16 protein-coding genes are annotated in these 16,437 nt (G+C 69.3%); 4 read left to right on the top strand and 12 right to left on the bottom strand.

Going from position 1 to position 16,437, the window contains the following annotated elements:
* The first annotated feature begins 337 nt into the window (after positions 1–337).
* A complete protein-coding gene (locus H1D24_RS16345) occupies positions 338–1,189 on the top strand; it encodes an SCO4651 family lipoprotein (protein WP_181658277.1) in 852 nt (283 codons plus the stop codon).
* Between the two features lie 178 nt (positions 1,190–1,367).
* Positions 1,368–1,562 (top strand): hypothetical protein, encoded by a 195-nt coding sequence (locus H1D24_RS16340; RefSeq protein ID WP_181658276.1) that lies wholly within the window; start codon positions 1,368–1,370, stop codon positions 1,560–1,562.
* Between the two features lie 67 nt (positions 1,563–1,629).
* Here the strand turns inward: H1D24_RS16340 and H1D24_RS16335 are convergent, their stop codons facing one another.
* A complete protein-coding gene (locus tag H1D24_RS16335; RefSeq protein ID WP_220136766.1) occupies positions 1,630–2,040 on the bottom strand; it encodes a metal-sensitive transcriptional regulator in 411 nt (136 codons plus the stop codon).
* Positions 2,041–2,261: 221 nt separating this feature from the next.
* On the opposite strand from H1D24_RS16335, the gene H1D24_RS16330 reads away from it, so the two are divergent.
* Both H1D24_RS16330 and H1D24_RS16325 read left to right on the top strand, forming a co-directional pair.
* Entirely contained in the window at positions 2,262–2,882 is a 621-nt protein-coding gene (locus tag H1D24_RS16330; protein ID WP_181658275.1) for a DUF47 domain-containing protein, read from the top strand.
* Between the two features lie 6 nt (positions 2,883–2,888).
* Positions 2,889–3,887, top strand: coding sequence for an inorganic phosphate transporter (locus tag H1D24_RS16325; protein WP_181658274.1), 999 nt, complete (start codon positions 2,889–2,891; stop codon positions 3,885–3,887).
* Positions 3,888–3,989: 102 nt separating this feature from the next.
* Here H1D24_RS16325 and pstB read toward each other — a convergent pair whose 3' ends face one another.
* From pstB to mshD, 11 genes are all read right to left on the bottom strand, one after another.
* Entirely contained in the window at positions 3,990–4,766 is a 777-nt protein-coding gene (gene pstB, locus H1D24_RS16320; protein WP_181658273.1) for a phosphate ABC transporter ATP-binding protein PstB, read from the bottom strand.
* 38 nt (positions 4,767–4,804) lie between these two features.
* Positions 4,805–5,866, bottom strand: a complete 1,062-nt coding sequence (pstA, locus tag H1D24_RS16315) for a phosphate ABC transporter permease PstA (RefSeq protein WP_181658272.1) — start codon at positions 5,864–5,866, stop codon at positions 4,805–4,807.
* Positions 5,863–6,870 carry a phosphate ABC transporter permease subunit PstC gene (pstC, locus tag H1D24_RS16310; protein WP_181658271.1) on the bottom strand — a complete coding sequence of 336 codons (1,008 nt, stop codon included), beginning with the start codon at positions 6,868–6,870 and terminating at the stop codon, positions 5,863–5,865. Before pstC ends, pstA begins: the two co-directional genes overlap by 4 nt.
* A gap of 131 nt (positions 6,871–7,001) precedes the next feature.
* Positions 7,002–8,135 (bottom strand): phosphate ABC transporter substrate-binding protein PstS, encoded by a 1,134-nt coding sequence (gene pstS / locus H1D24_RS16305; protein ID WP_181658270.1) that lies wholly within the window; start codon positions 8,133–8,135, stop codon positions 7,002–7,004.
* 535 nt (positions 8,136–8,670) lie between these two features.
* Entirely contained in the window at positions 8,671–9,084 is a 414-nt protein-coding gene (locus H1D24_RS16300; protein WP_181658269.1) for an NUDIX hydrolase, read from the bottom strand.
* Positions 9,081–10,310, bottom strand: coding sequence for a CHAD domain-containing protein (locus H1D24_RS16295; protein WP_181658268.1), 1,230 nt, complete (start codon positions 10,308–10,310; stop codon positions 9,081–9,083). The genes H1D24_RS16300 and H1D24_RS16295 overlap by 4 nt, the downstream gene beginning before the upstream one ends.
* Positions 10,288–12,531 carry an RNA degradosome polyphosphate kinase gene (locus H1D24_RS16290; protein WP_181658267.1) on the bottom strand — a complete coding sequence of 748 codons (2,244 nt, stop codon included), beginning with the start codon at positions 12,529–12,531 and terminating at the stop codon, positions 10,288–10,290. The genes H1D24_RS16295 and H1D24_RS16290 overlap by 23 nt, the downstream gene beginning before the upstream one ends.
* A 263-nt stretch (positions 12,532–12,794) precedes the next feature.
* Positions 12,795–13,793, bottom strand: coding sequence for an ABC-2 membrane transporter-related protein (locus tag H1D24_RS16285; protein WP_181658266.1), 999 nt, complete (start codon positions 13,791–13,793; stop codon positions 12,795–12,797).
* Entirely contained in the window at positions 13,790–14,722 is a 933-nt protein-coding gene (locus tag H1D24_RS16280; protein ID WP_181658265.1) for an ABC transporter ATP-binding protein, read from the bottom strand. Before H1D24_RS16280 ends, H1D24_RS16285 begins: the two co-directional genes overlap by 4 nt.
* Positions 14,719–15,162, bottom strand: coding sequence for a GntR family transcriptional regulator (locus tag H1D24_RS16275; protein WP_181658264.1), 444 nt, complete (start codon positions 15,160–15,162; stop codon positions 14,719–14,721). Before H1D24_RS16275 ends, H1D24_RS16280 begins: the two co-directional genes overlap by 4 nt.
* Before the next feature lie 145 nt (positions 15,163–15,307).
* Entirely contained in the window at positions 15,308–16,237 is a 930-nt protein-coding gene (mshD, locus tag H1D24_RS16270) for a mycothiol synthase (protein WP_181658263.1), read from the bottom strand.
* Positions 16,238–16,437: the final 200 nt, after the last annotated feature.

Genomic DNA, 16,437 nt, shown 5'->3' with positions numbered 1-16,437 from the left:
CACTGGGTTCCACGGCGGGCGATGTGTTCAGGGTGCGGTCCGGTGGGACTCCGCGTCAGTGCGGGCCAGGCTGCGGGCTCTTCGGGCCGGGCCGCGCCAGCCGCACGTGCAGTGCGCGACGCAGAAACGGCCTTTCTCGACCGTCGTCGTGCGATGTTCGTCCGATATGGGCTCGGCTGCCTGTTGCTGTTGCGCCACGGTTATACGGTACCGAGCGCCCGTGCGAATCTGGCGCGTTCTGTGCACTCCAGGCGCGTGACGCCCTTCCCTACCCGTCGTTAAGCGGAACGACAGGGGGTCCGACACACGCAGAGACAGGCTTGGGGGTCGGCGGGCGATGGTGGTGCAGCGGCACAGGAGGACGGGCACGGCTTTCGCCGCGGCCGCCGCGGCGATGGGGTTGGTGTCCGGCGCCACCGGCTGCTCCGGCGGCGGAGCCGCAGCCGACAGCCAACGCCCCACCGATCCCGTCGACGCCATGCGCCAGGCCGCCGACGTCCTGGTCCGGCAGCGCACCTCCAAAGCGCGTACGTCGATGGAGATGGCCACCGGAGGGACACGCGTCACGATCCGGGGCGAGGGCGTCTACGACTACCGGGCGAGGCTGGGGCGGCTGAAGGTGATGCTGCCGCAGGACCCGGCGGGGGTCGACGAGCACCGGCCCATCACGGAACTGCTCGCACCCGGCGCGCTGTACATGAAGAACCGGGGCGCGGGCGTGCCCGCGGACAAGTGGGTGCGCGTGGACACCACGACTTTGTCCGACGGCAATCTTGTCACCGGCGGTGCCACCGATCCCCTGGCCGCCGCCGAACTCCTGCGTGGTGCGGAGGACGTGACGTATGTGGGGGAGTCGGAGGTCGCCGGGACTCCCGTCCGGCACTACCGGGGCACGGCTGACCTGGTGCGGGCCGCGAAGCGGGCATCCGCCGGCCACCGTGACGCGCTTCGGGCGGCGGCGAAAGGGTTCCCCAAGGGGGAGGTGCCGTTCGATGCGTACCTCGATGACCAGGGGCGTGTCCGGAAGGTCCGGCACCAGTTCAGCTTCGCCAACAAGGGGGGCGACAGCGGGCGGAAGAGCGACGTCGATGTGGCGTCGACCACGCTGCTGTACGACTTCGGGGCGCCTGTGCGGGTGGAGTTGCCGGACGCGGAGGACATCTTCGCGGGGAAGATCGCCGAGGAGTAGGGTCGGCCGCGGTGCGATGCGGGGCCGTCCGGAGAACGGCGTCGGCGCCTGCCAGTCCAGGCCGAGGGGCCCTGGGGCCCCGACCGGGCGGCTGGAAATGGTCCGTCCGTGCCATGCGCGGTGCGTAGGGCTCTCCCTACTCTTGGGAGTCGGTGACGGCGGGCCGCAGGAAGAGGTGATGAACGTGGCTCCGGTGCGGGGCGGTACGGCTGTTCAGGACCACGTTGCCCTTGCCGAGATCGAGTTGTGCGGCGAGCTCATCATCGCGGCGTCTGCTTCTCGGGAGGAGCGGCTCAGCTCTGACCTCATTGATGAGGTTTTGCGGGTCGCGGAGCGTGATGCCGACTTCGGCGCGGCTGAGTACTTCTGCTAGTTCGGGGCGCCGCCCTTTGTTGGGCGCCGTAGTGCCTGAGGGCGCTGTGCGTCGTGGGCGCAGCAGGTCAGGTCCGCAGTAGGCGGGCGATTGCCTTTGTGGCTTCTTCTACCTTTGCGTCGATTTCTTCGCCGCCCTTGAGGGCCGCGTCGGCCACGCAGTGGCGGAGGTGTTCCTCGAGGAGCTGGAGGGCGAAGGACTGCAGGGCCTTGGTGGACGCCGAGACCTGGGTGAGTATGTCGATGCAGTAGACGTCCTCGTCGACCATGCGCTGCAGGCCGCGGATCTGGCCCTCGATCCGGCGCAGGCGCTTGAGGTGCTCTTCCTTCTGCTTGTGGTAGCCGTGGATGCCGCGGTCGTGATCCGTCACGATCTCGCCAGGTGCCGTTGTCGCGTCCGTCACGGTCGGGTCACCAGTGGCTGCGGTGGTCGCAGAGGCCGCTTCGCCGGTCGTCGCGTCGGCGTCGGTGGTCGTCATCGCGTCCTCCTGCTGGTCCGGCTTGTTCTGTATACCCCTACTGGGTATATGGTACCGAATTTTCATGGGTACTGAACGGTTGACGGGACCCCGTGCTGACCACTGTGCTTCATGGGCGACACTGGGAAACGCCGGTTCGCCGTGGCCGGATGATGCGCCTAGCATCACCCTGACCGACAACAGAGCACCGACCCGAAACCAAAGCACCCCGAGGATCCCACGTGCGCTTTCGTCTGACCCCCAGGGAGACGAGCTTCTATGACATGTTTGCCGCGTCCGCGGACAACATCGTCACGGGCTCGAAGCTCCTGATGGAACTGCTCGGGGCGGACGCCTCCGCCCGGGCCGAGATCGCGGAGCGGATGAGGGCCGCGGAGCACGCGGGAGACGACGCTACTCACGCGATCTTCCACCAGCTGAACTCCTCCTTCATCACGCCTTTCGATCGGGAGGACATCTACACCCTGGCTTCGTCCCTCGACGACATCATGGACTTCATGGAGGAGGCCGTCGACCTGGTCGTGCTGTACCAGGTCGAGGAGCTTCCCAAGGGTGTCGAGCAGCAGATCGAGGTCCTGGCGCGTGCCGCGGAGCTCACCGCGGAGGCCATGCCCCACCTGCGGACGTTGGAGAACCTCACCGAGTACTGGATCGAGGTCAACCGTCTCGAGAACCAGGCCGACCAGATCCACCGCAAGCTGCTGGCCCACCTCTTCAACGGCAAGTACGACGCCATCGAGGTGCTGAAGCTCAAGCAGATCGTGGATGTGCTGGAGGAAGCGGCGGACGCGTTCGAGCACGTGGCCAACACGGTGGAGACCATCGCGGTCAAGGAGTCCTGAGGCTTCGTGGAGACGTTTGCGCTGGTCGTGACCATTGGGGTCGCGCTTTTTTTCACGTATACGAACGGTTTCCACGACTCGGCCAACGCGATCGCGACCTCCGTGTCCACGCGGGCGCTGACCCCGCGGGCGGCGCTCGCGATGGCCGCTGTCATGAACCTTGCCGGTGCGTTCCTCGGTAGCGGCGTCGCCAAGACCGTCAGCGAGGGGCTGATCTCGACGCCCGAGGGCAGCAAGGGGATGGGCATCCTCTTCGCCGCGCTCGTCGGCGCGATCATCTGGAACCTGATCACCTGGTACTTCGGGCTGCCGTCGTCCTCGTCGCATGCGCTCTTCGGCGGCATGGTGGGCGCCGCGCTCGCGGGTGGCATCACCGTGTACTGGAACGGGGTGCTCGACAAGGTCATCATTCCGATGTTCGTGTCGCCGCTCGTCGGGCTCACTGCCGGTTATCTCGTGATGTGCGCGATCATGTGGATCTTCCGCAAGGCCAATCCGAGCAAGGCCAAGCGCGGGTTCCGTATAGCGCAGACGGTGTCGGCGGCCGGCATGGCGCTCGGTCACGGTCTGCAGGACGCGCAGAAGACCATGGGCATCGTGGTGATGGCGCTGGTCATCGCCGATGTCGAGGACTACGGCGACCCGATTCCGGTCTGGGTGAAGATCGTCTGCGCGGTGATGCTGTCGCTCGGGACGTACGCGGGTGGGTGGCGCATCATGCGGACGCTGGGGCGGAAGATCATTGAGCTGGATCCGCCGCAGGGGTTTGCCGCGGAGACGACCGGGGCGTCGATCATGTTCGGCTCCGCGTTTCTCTTTCATGCGCCTATTTCGACCACGCATGTGATCACGTCGGCGATTATGGGTGTGGGGGCGACGAAGCGGGTCAATGCCGTGCGGTGGGGGGTTGCCAAGAACATTGTTCTTGGGTGGTTCATCACCATGCCTGCGGCTGCGCTTGTCGCTGCGCTCAGCTATTGGGTTGTGCTGCTGGCCTTCGGGTGAGCCCCCTGCCGGCTTGCACGTAAATGGGCCCGCCCCCCGGGAGCCAGGGGGCGGGCCCTTTTCCTTGCGGTGGCACCGCCATGCAGCACCGCAAGGGGTCGGTTATCCGAAGCGGCCCGAGATGTAGTCCTCGGTCGCCTGGACGGACGGGTTGGAGAAGATCCGCTCCGTGTCGTCGATCTCGATGAGCTTGCCGGGCTGGCCGACCGCCGAGAGGTTGAAGAACGCGGTGCGGTCCGAGACGCGGGCCGCCTGCTGCATGTTGTGCGTCACGATGACGATCGTGAAGCGCTCCTTCAGCTCGCCGATCAGGTCCTCGATGGCGAGGGTCGAGATCGGGTCGAGAGCCGAGCAGGGCTCGTCCATCAGCAGGACGTCCGGCTCGACGGCGATCGCGCGGGCGATGCACAGACGCTGCTGCTGACCGCCGGAGAGGCCCGAGCCGGGCTTGTTCAGGCGGTCCTTGACCTCGTTCCAGAGGTTGGCGCCCTTCAGGGACTTCTCGACGACGTCGTTCAGCTCGCTCTTCTTGTACGAGCCGTTGAGGCGCAGGCCCGCCGCCACGTTGTCGAAGATCGACATCGTCGGGAACGGGTTGGGGCGCTGGAAGACCATGCCGACCGTGCGGCGCACGGCCACCGGGTCTATGCCGGTGCCGTACAGGTCCTCGTCGTCCAGGAGCACCTTGCCCTCGACGCGTCCGCCCGGCGTCACCTCGTGCATGCGGTTGAGCGTGCGCAGGAACGTCGACTTGCCGCAGCCGGAGGGGCCGATGAAGGCCGTCACCGAGCGGGGCTCGACCGTCATCGAGATGTCCTCGATCGCCTTGTGGGACCCGTAGTAGGCGGTGAGACCGCTTACGTCGATTCGCTTGGCCATGACTACTTCACTTCCAGATCAGTCGCTGTGGGGTCGCGTCAGCGACCGGTCTTCGGGGCCTTCCAGCGGGCGATGCCGCGGGCCACCAGGTTGAGGATCATCACGAAGGCGATCAGCGTGAGCGACGCCGCCCAGGCGCGGTCGTACGCCGCCGTGCTGCCGGCGCTGTTCGCGTACTGCTGGTAGATGTACAGCGGCAGCGAGGCCTGCGCGCCCTCGAACGGGTTGGCGTTGATGAAGGGGTTGCCGAACACCAGCAGCAGCACCGGCGCGGTCTCACCCGCGATACGGGCGACCGACAGCATGATGCCGGTCGTGATGCCGCCGATCGAGGTCGGCAGAACCACCTTCATGATCGTGCGCCACTTGGGCACGCCGAGCGCCAGGGAGGCCTCGCGCAGCTCGTTCGGAACGAGCTTCAGCATCTCCTCCGTGGAGCGGACGACCACAGGCATCATCAGGATCGCCAGGGCGAGCGAGCCGGCGAAGCCGAAGGGCTGCATGTCGAACATCAGCATGAGGCTGAGGATGAACAGGCCCGCGACGATCGACGGGATGCCGGTCATGACGTCGACGAAGAAGGTGACGGACCTGGCGAGGTTGCCGCGCCCGTACTCCACGAGGTAGATCGCGGTGAGCACACCGATCGGCGCGGCGATCACCGTGGCGAGACCCACCTGCTCCAGGCTGCCGAGGATGGCGTGGTAGATGCCGCCGCCCGGCTCGGAGTCGGCGACCACACCCATCGAGTGGGTCAGGAAGTAGACGTCGAGGACCTTCACACCGCGCTGGACGGTCGCCCAGATCAGGGAGACCAGCGGCACCACGGCGAGCAGGAAGGCGACCCAGACGAGGGAGGTCGCGATCCGGTCCTTGGCCTGGCGGCGGCCCTCCACACGGGCGGCGATGCCGTACGTACCGAGGATGAAGAGGATCGCGGCGATCAGGCCCCACTGGATGCGGCTGTCGAGGCCGGCGCCCAGGCCGATCGCGACCGCGATGGCGACGGAGCCCACGGCGATGGCCCACGAGGACCACTTCGGCAGGCGGGCGCCGCGCAGGGCGCTGGGGCGCTTGTCGGCGATGACGGCGTGGCTCATGCGTTGGCCCCCGAGTACTCCTTGCGGCGGGCGATGATCGCGCGGGCCGCGCCGTTGACCAGCAGGGTGATGACGAACAGGACCAGACCGGAGGCGATGAGCGCGTCACGGCCGAACTCCGTCGCCTCGCCGAACTTGCTGGCGATGTTCTGGGCGAAGGTGCCGCCGCCCGGGTCGAGCAGGCTGGCCTGGATGTCGAAGGTCGGGGAGAGCACGGTGGCGACGGCCATCGTCTCGCCGAGGGCGCGGCCGAGGCCGAGCATCGACGCGGAGATCACACCGGAGCGGCCGAAGGGCAGCACGGCCATGCGGATGACCTCCCAGCGCGTGGCGCCGAGGGCCAAGGCCGCCTCCTCGTGCATCTGCGGGACCTGGCGGAAGACCTCGCGGCTCACGTTGGTGATGATCGGCAGGATCATGATCGCGAGCAGGATGCCGACGGTGAGCATGGAGCGCGGGGCGCCGCCCTCCCAGGAGAAGATCCCCGTCCAGCCGAGGTACTCGTTCAGCCAGCCGAAGAGGCCGTTCATGTTCGGTACGAGGATGAGGGCGCCCCACAGGCCGTAGACGATGGACGGCACGGCGGCGAGCAGGTCGATCACGTACGCGATGGGGCCGCTGAGCTTGCGCGGGGCGTAGTGCGTGAGGAACAGCGCGATGGCGACCGCGATCGGGACCGCGATGGCCATGGCGACGATCGAGGAGACCACCGTGCCGAAGGCCAGAACGGCGATGCCGAAGACCGGCGGGTTGAGGTTGGTGTTCCACTCGAAGGCGGTGAGGAAGTTGCCCTCGTCCTTGCTGATCGCGAGAGAGGCGCGGTAGGCGAGGAAGACCGCGATCGCGGCCATGATCACCAGCAGGAAGATGCCCGACCCGCGGGAGAGACCGAGGAAGATCCGGTCACCGGGCCGGGTGGCGCCGCGGGCCGCACGCTTCTGCTCGGCGACGGGCGGCTGCGTGGTGGGGGGAGGTGCTTGAGTGTTCTGTGTCGATATGTCCATCGGGTTCTCCGGTCTGCGAAGCCGCACGTGGAGTGCGGCTCGGCGGAGCCGTACGTGGTGTGCGGCTCATGGCGGCGGTGCACCGGACGGTGCGGTCCGGTCCCGCGGTGGGACCGGACCGCACACTCAGGTCAGCTCAGGCCCTCGATGGTGGTGCGGACCTTGGTGATGATGTCTTCCGGCATCGGGGCGTAGTCGTTCTCCGTGAGGATCTTCTGACCATCCTCGGAGGCGATGTAGGTCAGGAACGCCTTGGTGGTGGCCAGGGTGTCCGCCTTGTTGCCCTTGTCGCAGACGATCTCGTACGTGACCAGGGTGAGCGGGTAGGCGCCCTCGGCCTTGGTCTCGTAGTTCAGCTTCAGCGCCAGGTCCTTGCCGGTGCCGACGACCTTGGCGTCCGCGATGGCCTTGGTGGCGTTCTCGACGGTGGCCTCGACCGGGGCGGCGGCGCCCGTGTCGATGCTGGCCGCCTTGATGCCGTCCTTGGCGTACGACAGCTCCATGTAGCTGATGGCGCCGGAGGTCTGCTTGACCTGCTGGGCGACACCGGAGGAGCCCGAGGCGGACTGGCCGCCCTTGGCCTGCCAGGCCTTGCCGCCCTCGTACTTCCAGTTCTCCGGGGTCGCGGCGATCAGGTACTTGGTGAAGTTGTCCGTGGTGCCGGACTCGTCCGAGCGGTGGAACGCCTGGATCTTGAGGTCGGGCAGCTTGGCCTCGGGGTTGAGCTTCGCGATCGCCTTGTCGTTCCAGTTGGTGATCTTGCTGTCGAAGATCTTGGCGAGGGTCGGGGCGTCCAGGACGAGGCTGTCGACACCCGGGACGTTGTAGCCGACCGCGATCGGGCCGCCGACCATCGGGAGGTCGATGCCCTGGCCGCCGGAGCAGACCTCCTTGGAGGCGGTGACCTCTTCGGGCTTCAGCGCGGAGTCGGAACCGGCGAAGGCCACCTGGCCCTGGGTGAACGCCGTGATACCGGCGCCCGAGCCGCCACCCTTGTAGTTGATCTGCACGCCCGAGCAGGCGGCCGTGAACTCCTTGACCCAGGCGTCGATCGCGTTCTTCTGCGCGGAGGAGCCGTCGGCCAGCAGCTGGCCCTTGGCGTCGTCGCACTTGATGTTGGAGCTGGCCGCGGTGGTCTCCGAGCCGCTGCCGCCACTGGTGTTGCCCGTGTCATCGGAGCCGCACGCCGTGAGGGTCAGGGCGCCGGAGACGGCGACGGCACCGAGGGAGAGGGCGCGAAGCCGGTTCTTGCGCTGAAGCTTCACTTTGGGTGAGTTCCTTCCAGGAGCCGCCCGTCCGGGGCGGCGTGCGATATGGGTGTGCGGCTGGTCCGGGGTGGGGCCCGGTGGGGCCGGCAGCGGGGTGCTGCGCAGTGTCCTGTTCAGCTTTGCGGTGCGGGTTGCCGCTTGCATGAGCGGCAAGCACCGGCGTACGGCCGAAATTAGGCAGAAGAGGTGACGTGGCCGATGGGCGTAAGTGAACGGAGGGTGAACCTCGGTGGGCGGGGCGGTGAGGTCACGGAATGCTTACGGCTTTCTGGCGTGGGCGCGGTTTCTGGCGTGGGCGCCCTGTGCGGGTCTGGGGCGCCCTGGTGTTTGGGCGCCCCAGGGGGCGGGGGTGCGTACCGCGGTGTGACGGGGGTGCCGTGCGTCGTGGGCTGTGCCCACCCGTTCCGCCCCAGCGGAACGATTGCCCACAGCGGGGCGGCGGTGTGACCGCCCGTTCCGCCCTAGCGGAACCACTGCCCACAGCGGTGCGGTGCGAGTGCCCACCGCGGTGCGGTGCTGGTCGCGGCAGCGGTTACGTCAGGTGTAGTGCGGACAGTAGGTCGTCCAGTAGCTGTTGGTCGCGGGGTTGGGTGAGGTGGGGGCGGGCCTGTTGTGGGGGGAGCCAGAGGAGTTGGTCCACCTCTTCGGTGGGGGTGAAGTGGCCGGGGCCCGCCTCTGCGGCCCAGTAGGAGACCTGCTTGGGGCGGCCGTTTGCGATGTAGCGGACGGTGGCGAGGCGGGGGCCGAGGGTGCACTCGTGGCCGGTCTCCTCCGCGACCTCCCGCACCGCGCACGCCGCCAGATCCTCGCCGCGCTTCACCTTGCCCTTGGGATGCGACCAGTCGTCGTACTTCGGCCTGTGCACCAGGCAGATCTCCGGCTCCCCGTCGCTGGGGGAGCGCCGCCACAGGACACAGCCCGCCGCCTGTACGACATCGTTGCTCACGTGGTGCTCACCGCCTCCCGCAGCCAGACCCGCTGGAACGCGAACCGGGCCGCCTCGACCTCGTGTCGCTGATCTGCGTGCAGTACCCCGAGCGCGTACGCCGTCGTCGGGGCGATCCGGGGAGTCCGTGCCGCCGCGGCCGCGGCCGCCGCCGCCTCCGCCGCGTCCCGGTGCTGGTCCAGGGCCTGCCCGGCGTCACTGAGGCGTACGTCGACGCACTCCTCGCCGTGCAGCACCTCGAGTGCGTAGCGGTGCAGGCGCAGCAGCAGCCGGACCTGGTGCCAGGGGCCGTCCTGGGGCTGCGGCGACGGGTCGGCCGCGAGGCCGTGGACCAGGGCCTCCGCGTTGTAGGGGTGGCCGGCCCGGTACAGGGGCAGGCCCTTCACCGCCTCGAGCAGGCGGTCCTCCGCGTCCCCGGCGAGCGACTGAAGGGCGCCGGTCCGGGTCGCGCTGGGGGCGAGGGGCACCTCGCTGGCCAGTACGGCGACGCTGTCCGCCACCGCGTGGAAGCGGGAGGAGCCCAGCGCTTCCAGGGCCGCCGAGTGGGCCCTTGTCCGGGCGAGCGTGAGCTGGCGCTCCAGGAGGGCGCCTGCCTTGGCCGCACCCACGGTCATCGTTCCGCGGTCCGGTGTGCTCGGGGGAGGGATACGTGGGCCGACGCCGTCGGGTTCCTGCCCCAGTGCCTTACGGGCCTGGGTGGTGCCCCCAGGGCCCACCCTCCCCCGAGAACCGCCCACAGCCTCCGGTTCAGGGGGGACCCCCATCACCCCCGCGTGTCGACTGCCCACAGCGGGAGCGGCGGCGCGGGTGCCCACCACCGTGGCTGTGAGTGATGCTCCCGACAGGCGCTGCAGCGCGCCCAGCAAGCGGTTCAGGCGAGAGGCGTAGGCGTGTTCGTGTGCCAGCGTGCCTGACAGCCACGCCAGTTCGGGGCGCAGGGCGTCGGACCATTCGACGTCGAGCAGCGGGCGGAAGGTGTGCAGGGTGCCGCTGATGCGACGGGCCGAGCGGCGCAGTGCGCGCACCGCGTCGACCGTTTCCTCGCCCCCCTTCGAGAGCCCGCCGGATCCCCCGCTCGAGCCCCCATGGGAGCCCCCGTTGGAGCCTCCGCTCTCCCTGTGCAGCCGCAGGGAGCGCAGGAACTCCGTTGCCTGACCCTGCAGATAGGCCGTAAGGACCTCTCCCGCAGGCCCTGCCTCACGCTCATGGTGTTGCTGCTGTGCCACGCCGGCGCCTCCGGGCGTCTATGAGCATCTCCTGGACATTGCGCAGGGCCTGACCGTCGCCATCGGTCGAGTGCCGGGCCCAGTCACCTTCGGGCCCCAGGTGCCAGGAGGACGTGGTGTCGGACATTCCGGTTTCGAGCAGGCGGCTGAGGGCCGCCCGGTGGGCCGGGTCGGAGACCCTGACCAGCGCCTCGATGCGCCGGTCGAGGTTGCGGTGCATCATGTCGGCGCTGCCGATCCACACCTCCGGCTCGCCGCCGTTGCCGAAGGCGAACACGCGGGAGTGCTCGAGGAAGCGGCCGAGGATGGACCGTACGCGGATGTTCTCCGACAGACCGGGTACTCCGGGCCGCACCGCGCAGATGCCGCGCACCCACACGTCCACCGGCACGCCCGCCTGTGAGGCGCGGTACAGGGCGTCGATGATCGCTTCGTCGACCATCGAGTTGACCTTGATGCGGACGTAGGCGGGGCGCCCGGCACGGTGGTGCTGGGCCTCCTTGTTGATCCGCGAGACCAGGCCGTCGCGCAGCGACTTCGGAGCGACGAGGAGGCGGCGGTACGTCTCCCGGCGCGAGTAGCCCGACAGCCGGTTGAAGAGGTCCGACAGGTCCGCGCCGACCTGCGGGTCCGCGGTGAGCAGCCCCAGGTCCTCGTAGAGCCGGGCGGTCTTCGGGTGGTAGTTGCCCGTACCGACATGGCTGTAGCGCACGAGGGTGTCGCCCTCCTGGCGCACCACCAGCGACAGCTTGCAGTGGGTCTTCAGGCCGACCAGGCCGTACACGACATGGCAGCCCGCCTCCTCCAGCTTGCGGGCCCACTTGATGTTGGCCTGCTCGTCGAAGCGTGCCTTGATCTCGACGAGGACCAGCACCTGCTTGCCCGACTCGGCTGCGTCTATCAGCGCGTCGACGATCGGCGAGTCGCCAGAGGTGCGGTACAGGGTCTGCTTGATCGCGAGGACGTCCGGGTCACCCGCGGCCTGCTCCAGGAACGCCTGGACGGAGGTGGAGAACGAGTCGTACGGGTGGTGCAGCAGCACGTCCCGGTCGCGCAGCGCCGCGAAGATGTCGGGCGCCGACGCGGACTCGACCTCGGAGAGGTCGCGGTGGGTGCCCGCGATGAACTTCGGGTACTTCAGCTCGGACCGGTCGAGCTTGGCGATGCCGAAGAGCCCGGTGAGGTCGAGCGGCCCCGGCAGCGGGTACACCTCGGCCTCGCTGATCTTCAGCTCGCGTACCAGCAGGTCCAGTACGTAGCGGTCGATCGACTCCTCGACCTCCAGGCGCACCGGAGGCCCGAAGCGACGCCGCATGAGCTCCTTCTCCAGGGCCTGGAGCAGGTTCTCGGCGTCGTCCTCCTCGACCTCCAGGTCCTCGTTCCTGGTGAGGCGGAACATGTGGTGCTCCAGCACCTCCATGCCCGGGAACAGCTCCTCCAGGTGCGCGGCGATGACGTCCTCGATCGGGACGTAGCGCTGCGGCGACGCCTCCAGGAAGCGGGACAGCAGCGGCGGCACCTTGACGCGCGCGAAGTGGCGGTGGCCCGAGACCGGGTTCCGCACGACGACCGCGAGGTTGAGCGACAGGCCGGAGATATACGGGAACGGGTGCGCAGGGTCCACGGCCAGCGGCGTGAGTACGGGGAAGATCTGGTGCCGGAAGAGCGTGAACAGGCGGGCCTGCTCCTTCTCGGTCAGCTCGTTCCAGCGGACCAGGTGGATGCCCTCCTCGGCCAGCGCCGGGGCGACGTCCTCCTGGTAGCAGGCGGCGTGCCGGGCCATGAGCTCGCGCGAGCGGGCCCAGATCATCTCCAGCACCTCGCGCGGCTGCAGACCGGAAGCCGACCGCGTGGCGACACCAGTCGCGATACGGCGCTTCAGGCCGGCGACCCGGACCATGAAGAACTCGTCCAGGTTGCTGGCGAAGATCGCGAGGAAGTTGGCGCGCTCCAGAAGGGGCGTGCGGGGGTCCTCGGCGAGCTCCAGCACGCGTTCGTTGAACGCGAGCCAGCTGCGTTCGCGGTCGAGGAACCGGCCCTCCGGCAGATCAGCGCCGTCGAAACCCTTCTGCATGTACGCATCCAGGTCCGCGTCGACCGAGTCGATGTCCGGCTCCAGTTCGGAGACGGCAGCCGCGAGCGTGTGCGGGCGGTGCGCGGCGATCGAGCCCACGGAGGGCTGCGCGTGCTGGACCTCGACCTGTGTGTTGGGCTCGTTCATGGAACCATTGTTCCGCGCCGAGAGCATTACGGGCGCGTCAGAGAGTGCGGGCTCCAACGGGGAGGTGAGGCGAAGCTTCCCGTTCCGGGAGCTCGGGGGCGGGTCGGGCACCTCGGGCGTCATTCACCGAGCGTCGCAAGCCCGTCTGAATCGTCGGTTACGGCGACATGACGTGCGGGCTAGCGGCGGGAGGCCCCCGAGCGACTTGGGGCGCCGGGGGCCGGGTGCCGACGCCCCCGTCAGGGGCGGTACGGCGCAGTACGTCAGACGGCGCTGCGGCGCAGCAGGCGGAAGGCCGCCCAGGCGGCCGCGGCGGCCAGCGCGAGCATGATCGCGGTCTCGGCGAACGTGACCCACCAGAAGTGGGAGTGGGGGTGGAAGTCGATGTACCAGCTGGTGATGTTGAGGTCGGCGGGGCACGTTTCCATGTCGCGGGTGCGCCGCCAGCAGGCGTTGTACGGGAGGCGCTCTCCGGAGGCGGTGACGTAGCCGGACTGCATGAGGAAGGAGTCCCGCCCGATGTCGACCGCCCGGCCGGCGCCTACGAAGAGGCCGGAGCCCTCGCCCGTGACCGTGCGTACCGGGAACACGTCCCAGCGCACCGTGCCAACAGCCATCGGCATGGAAAGCGAGACGACTCCGGCGATCGCCATGGCGGGCAGTGTCCGGCGCACCAGCAAGCCGACGAGAGCTCCAATGGCGACGGCGAGCAGGGAGTACGCGATGAGGACGGGGCCGTACGCCTCGAAGACGCCCCGCTGCACCCAGCCCCGGTTGACGGGGCCCGTGAAGGGTGCCCTGAGGAACTGGAAGATCCCTACCAGGGGGAGCACCAGGGCCGTCGCAGCGATGGCGGCCACCGCGAGCTTCGTGGCGAGCCAGCGCGCCGGGGATGCGGACTGGGTCCAGGCGAGCCGGTACGTGCCGCTCTCCAGCTCACGGGCGATCATTGGTCCCGCCACGACCGCCCCGATGAGGAGCGGCAGGAACAAGAGGGCTACGGCGAAGAAATCGGCGAAAGTCTCGAGGAGGACGCTGGCGCTGGCGAATCCGAGGAACGTGTCAGGGCAGGCGCCGATGCAGTTCCACTGCTTCTCGGGAAACGCCGCCGCCGAGACGCGCAGGAAGACCGCCACGGCCGCCGCCGCGATCACCAGCGCGAGTCCCGTCCAGAGGATGGGGCGGTGGAGGCGGACCGTCGTCCAGTACGGGCCGCGCAGGCGACCGCCCGAGGTACGCCGCAGGGTTGCCGACGCGCTCATCCGGTCACCGCCGCGGACATGTCAGAAGAGCCGGACCGGACGGAAGCGCTCGGCGTGAGCAGGGCCGGTGCGTCCGGTGAGCGCAGATGGGCGAGCAAGATGTCCTCCAGGGATGGCTCCGCGGTCTCCCAGCCGGGGGCGACCGGGCCCGCGGGGCGGATCAGGGCGGTGAGGCCGCGGCCGGTGGCGCGGGACTCGATGACGGTGTGCGGGGCGAGCGCGTCGGTGAGCGGGCCGCGGCCGGTGACCAGCCTGTGCGCGGCGACCAGGTCGTCGATGGCGCCGCCGAGGCGGATGCGGCCTTCGCCGACGAGGAGCAGGAAGTCGCAGGCGTGCGCGAGCTCACCGAGGATGTGCGACGACATCACCACCGTCGTGCCCTGCTCGGCGGCCTCCGCCAGGAGCGTGCCCATCAGCTGGTGGCGGGCCAGCGGGTCGAGGTCGGCCATCGGCTCGTCGAGCAGGAGGAGTTCGGGCCGTTTGCCGAGTGCCAGAGCGAGAGCGACCCGGGTGCGCTGTCCGCCGGAGAGGGCTCGGATCCGGGCCCGCGGATCGAGGTCCCCGTCCGTCACGATCCGTTCGGCGAGGGACGCGTCCCAGCGCCCCGGGTTGAGCTCGAGCCCCAGCCGCAGCGTCTCGGCGACCGTGAGCTGCGGGTACAGCGGCTTGTCCTGGGCGACGTAGGCGATGCGCTCGCGGGTCGCGGACGGATGGGCGCCGAGCACCGTGACCGTGCCCTCGGTGGGCTCGAGCAGCCCGGCCGCATGGGCGAGCAGCGTCGACTTGCCGGCTCCGTTGGGGCCGACGACCGCGCAGATGCTCGCGGCCGGCAACCGGAAGCTGCAGTCGCGCAGCGCCCAGCCGCCGCTCCGCGACGGCCCCCCGAACCGCTTGCCCAGCGCGGCCGCCTCGATGGCGGTGTCCGTCATGCCTTGTCCCCCTCGGTTTCGTTGATCTGTCCGGCGCCTGACTCGTCGGCGCCCGCGCCCGGCCGTTCGGCGAACTGCTCCTCCAGTACGGAGGCGAAGAGCGCCGCCACGTCGTCCCGGTCCAGCCCTGACGCACGGGCCCGGGACGCCCAGGCGGCGAGCTCGGACCGCAGCGGCGAGCCGGCCGCGGCCGCGCCCAGCGAGCGGCGTACGAAGGTGCCGAGGCCGCGGCGGGCCTCGACCAGACCTTCGCGCTCCAGTTCTCGGTAGGCCTTCAGCACGGTGTTCGGATTGATGGCCGTGGTCTCCACGACCTCGCGGGCCGTGGGGAGCTGGTCGCCGGGCTCCAACAGGCCCAGCCTCAGGGCCTGTTTCGTCTGCTGGACGATCTGCAGATAGGTGGCGACGCCACTGCGCCGGTCGATGCGGTACTCGACCACTCGTACAACCACCCTTTCACTAATTGAGTAGTGAAAGGGTGGCGTACGGAGGCCGTGGCGTCAAGATCCAGGTGTGGCCTCAGGGAGGGGCGTGATGTGAGGGGCAGCGGGTGATGCCCCGTCAGGGCGCTCCGCTGCCCGCCCGTTACAGCTCCGTGCGGTACATCAGATCCGTCTCGTGCGTCACGAACCCCAGCCGCTCGTACACCCGCAGCGCAGCCTTGTTGTCCGCGTCGACGTAGAGCATCGCGGTCGGCAGCCCGGACGCCGCGAGGTGGTTCAGCCCGATGGTGGTCAGGGCCCTGCCCAGGCCGGTGCCCTGGGCTTCGGGTGCGACGCCGAGCACGTACACCTCGCCGAGCTGCTCCTCCGCGTGGACCTTCGTCCAGTGGAAGCCGACCAGTTCGCCGTCCTCCCGCTCCGCGAGGAAGAAGCCCTCGGGGTCGAACCACGGTTCGGCCTTGCGGTCGTCCAGGTCGCGCTGGGTCAAAGAGCCCTGCTCGGGGTGGTGGGCGAAGGCGGCGGCGTTCACGGCGAGCCAGGCGGGGTCGTCCTCGCCCGGTACGAACGTACGCACCCGGACGCCCTCCGGGAGCACCGGCTCCGGAAGGCGGAGGTCCGCCAACGGCCGCCGCATCTGGCGCAGTTCGCGGAAGAGGGTGAGGCCGAGGACCTGCGAGAGGTGACGGGCGGCGGAGTGTCCACCGTGCGCCCAGATACGCAGCCGCTTGCCGGACTCGGCGAGCAGCGCGGTGCCCAGGGCGCGGCCGTGCCCGTGGCCGCGGTGGGCCGGATGGACCACCAGCTCGGCGGCCGGCGCCTCGACGGGGTCGGTGTCCTCGAGCTGGGCGTATCCGACGAGGTCGTCCTCGAGGAACAGCAGGAGATGCCGTACGCCCTCGCGGGGACCACCGCGGAGTTGGAGGCGGCCCTGCTCGGACACCGCCGGCTGCCCGTCGATGCGGGCGGCCTCCGCGATCAGCTCGAGCACGGCTTCTGCCTGGTCGGGCGTGAGAGCGCTGTGCGTCTCGATGCGGCGGAGGAAGGCGGGCGGAAGGGCGTCGTCGCTGGTCATGGATACGAGAGTACGGCGGTCCTGACGGCCGGCAAACGGTTCCCGGCGGGATGTCCCGCTCGTGGCGGGTGCCGGGTAGCCGTGCAGGGCGTCCCTTTCGGCAACCAGTCCGTAACCGGCAACCCCCTGTTGTGCTACGCGCGTTGACTCTAAGCTGCCGCTCACACTCGTCACACCCTTCACGCTGAGCCAACTGAGCC

The sequence above is a fragment of the Streptomyces himalayensis subsp. himalayensis genome (assembly GCF_013778455.1).
GTDB lineage: Bacteria > Actinomycetota > Actinomycetes > Streptomycetales > Streptomycetaceae > Streptomyces > Streptomyces himalayensis.
Note: the sequence above shows the minus strand (reverse complement) of the source record. Positions and strands in the feature narration are given on the sequence as shown.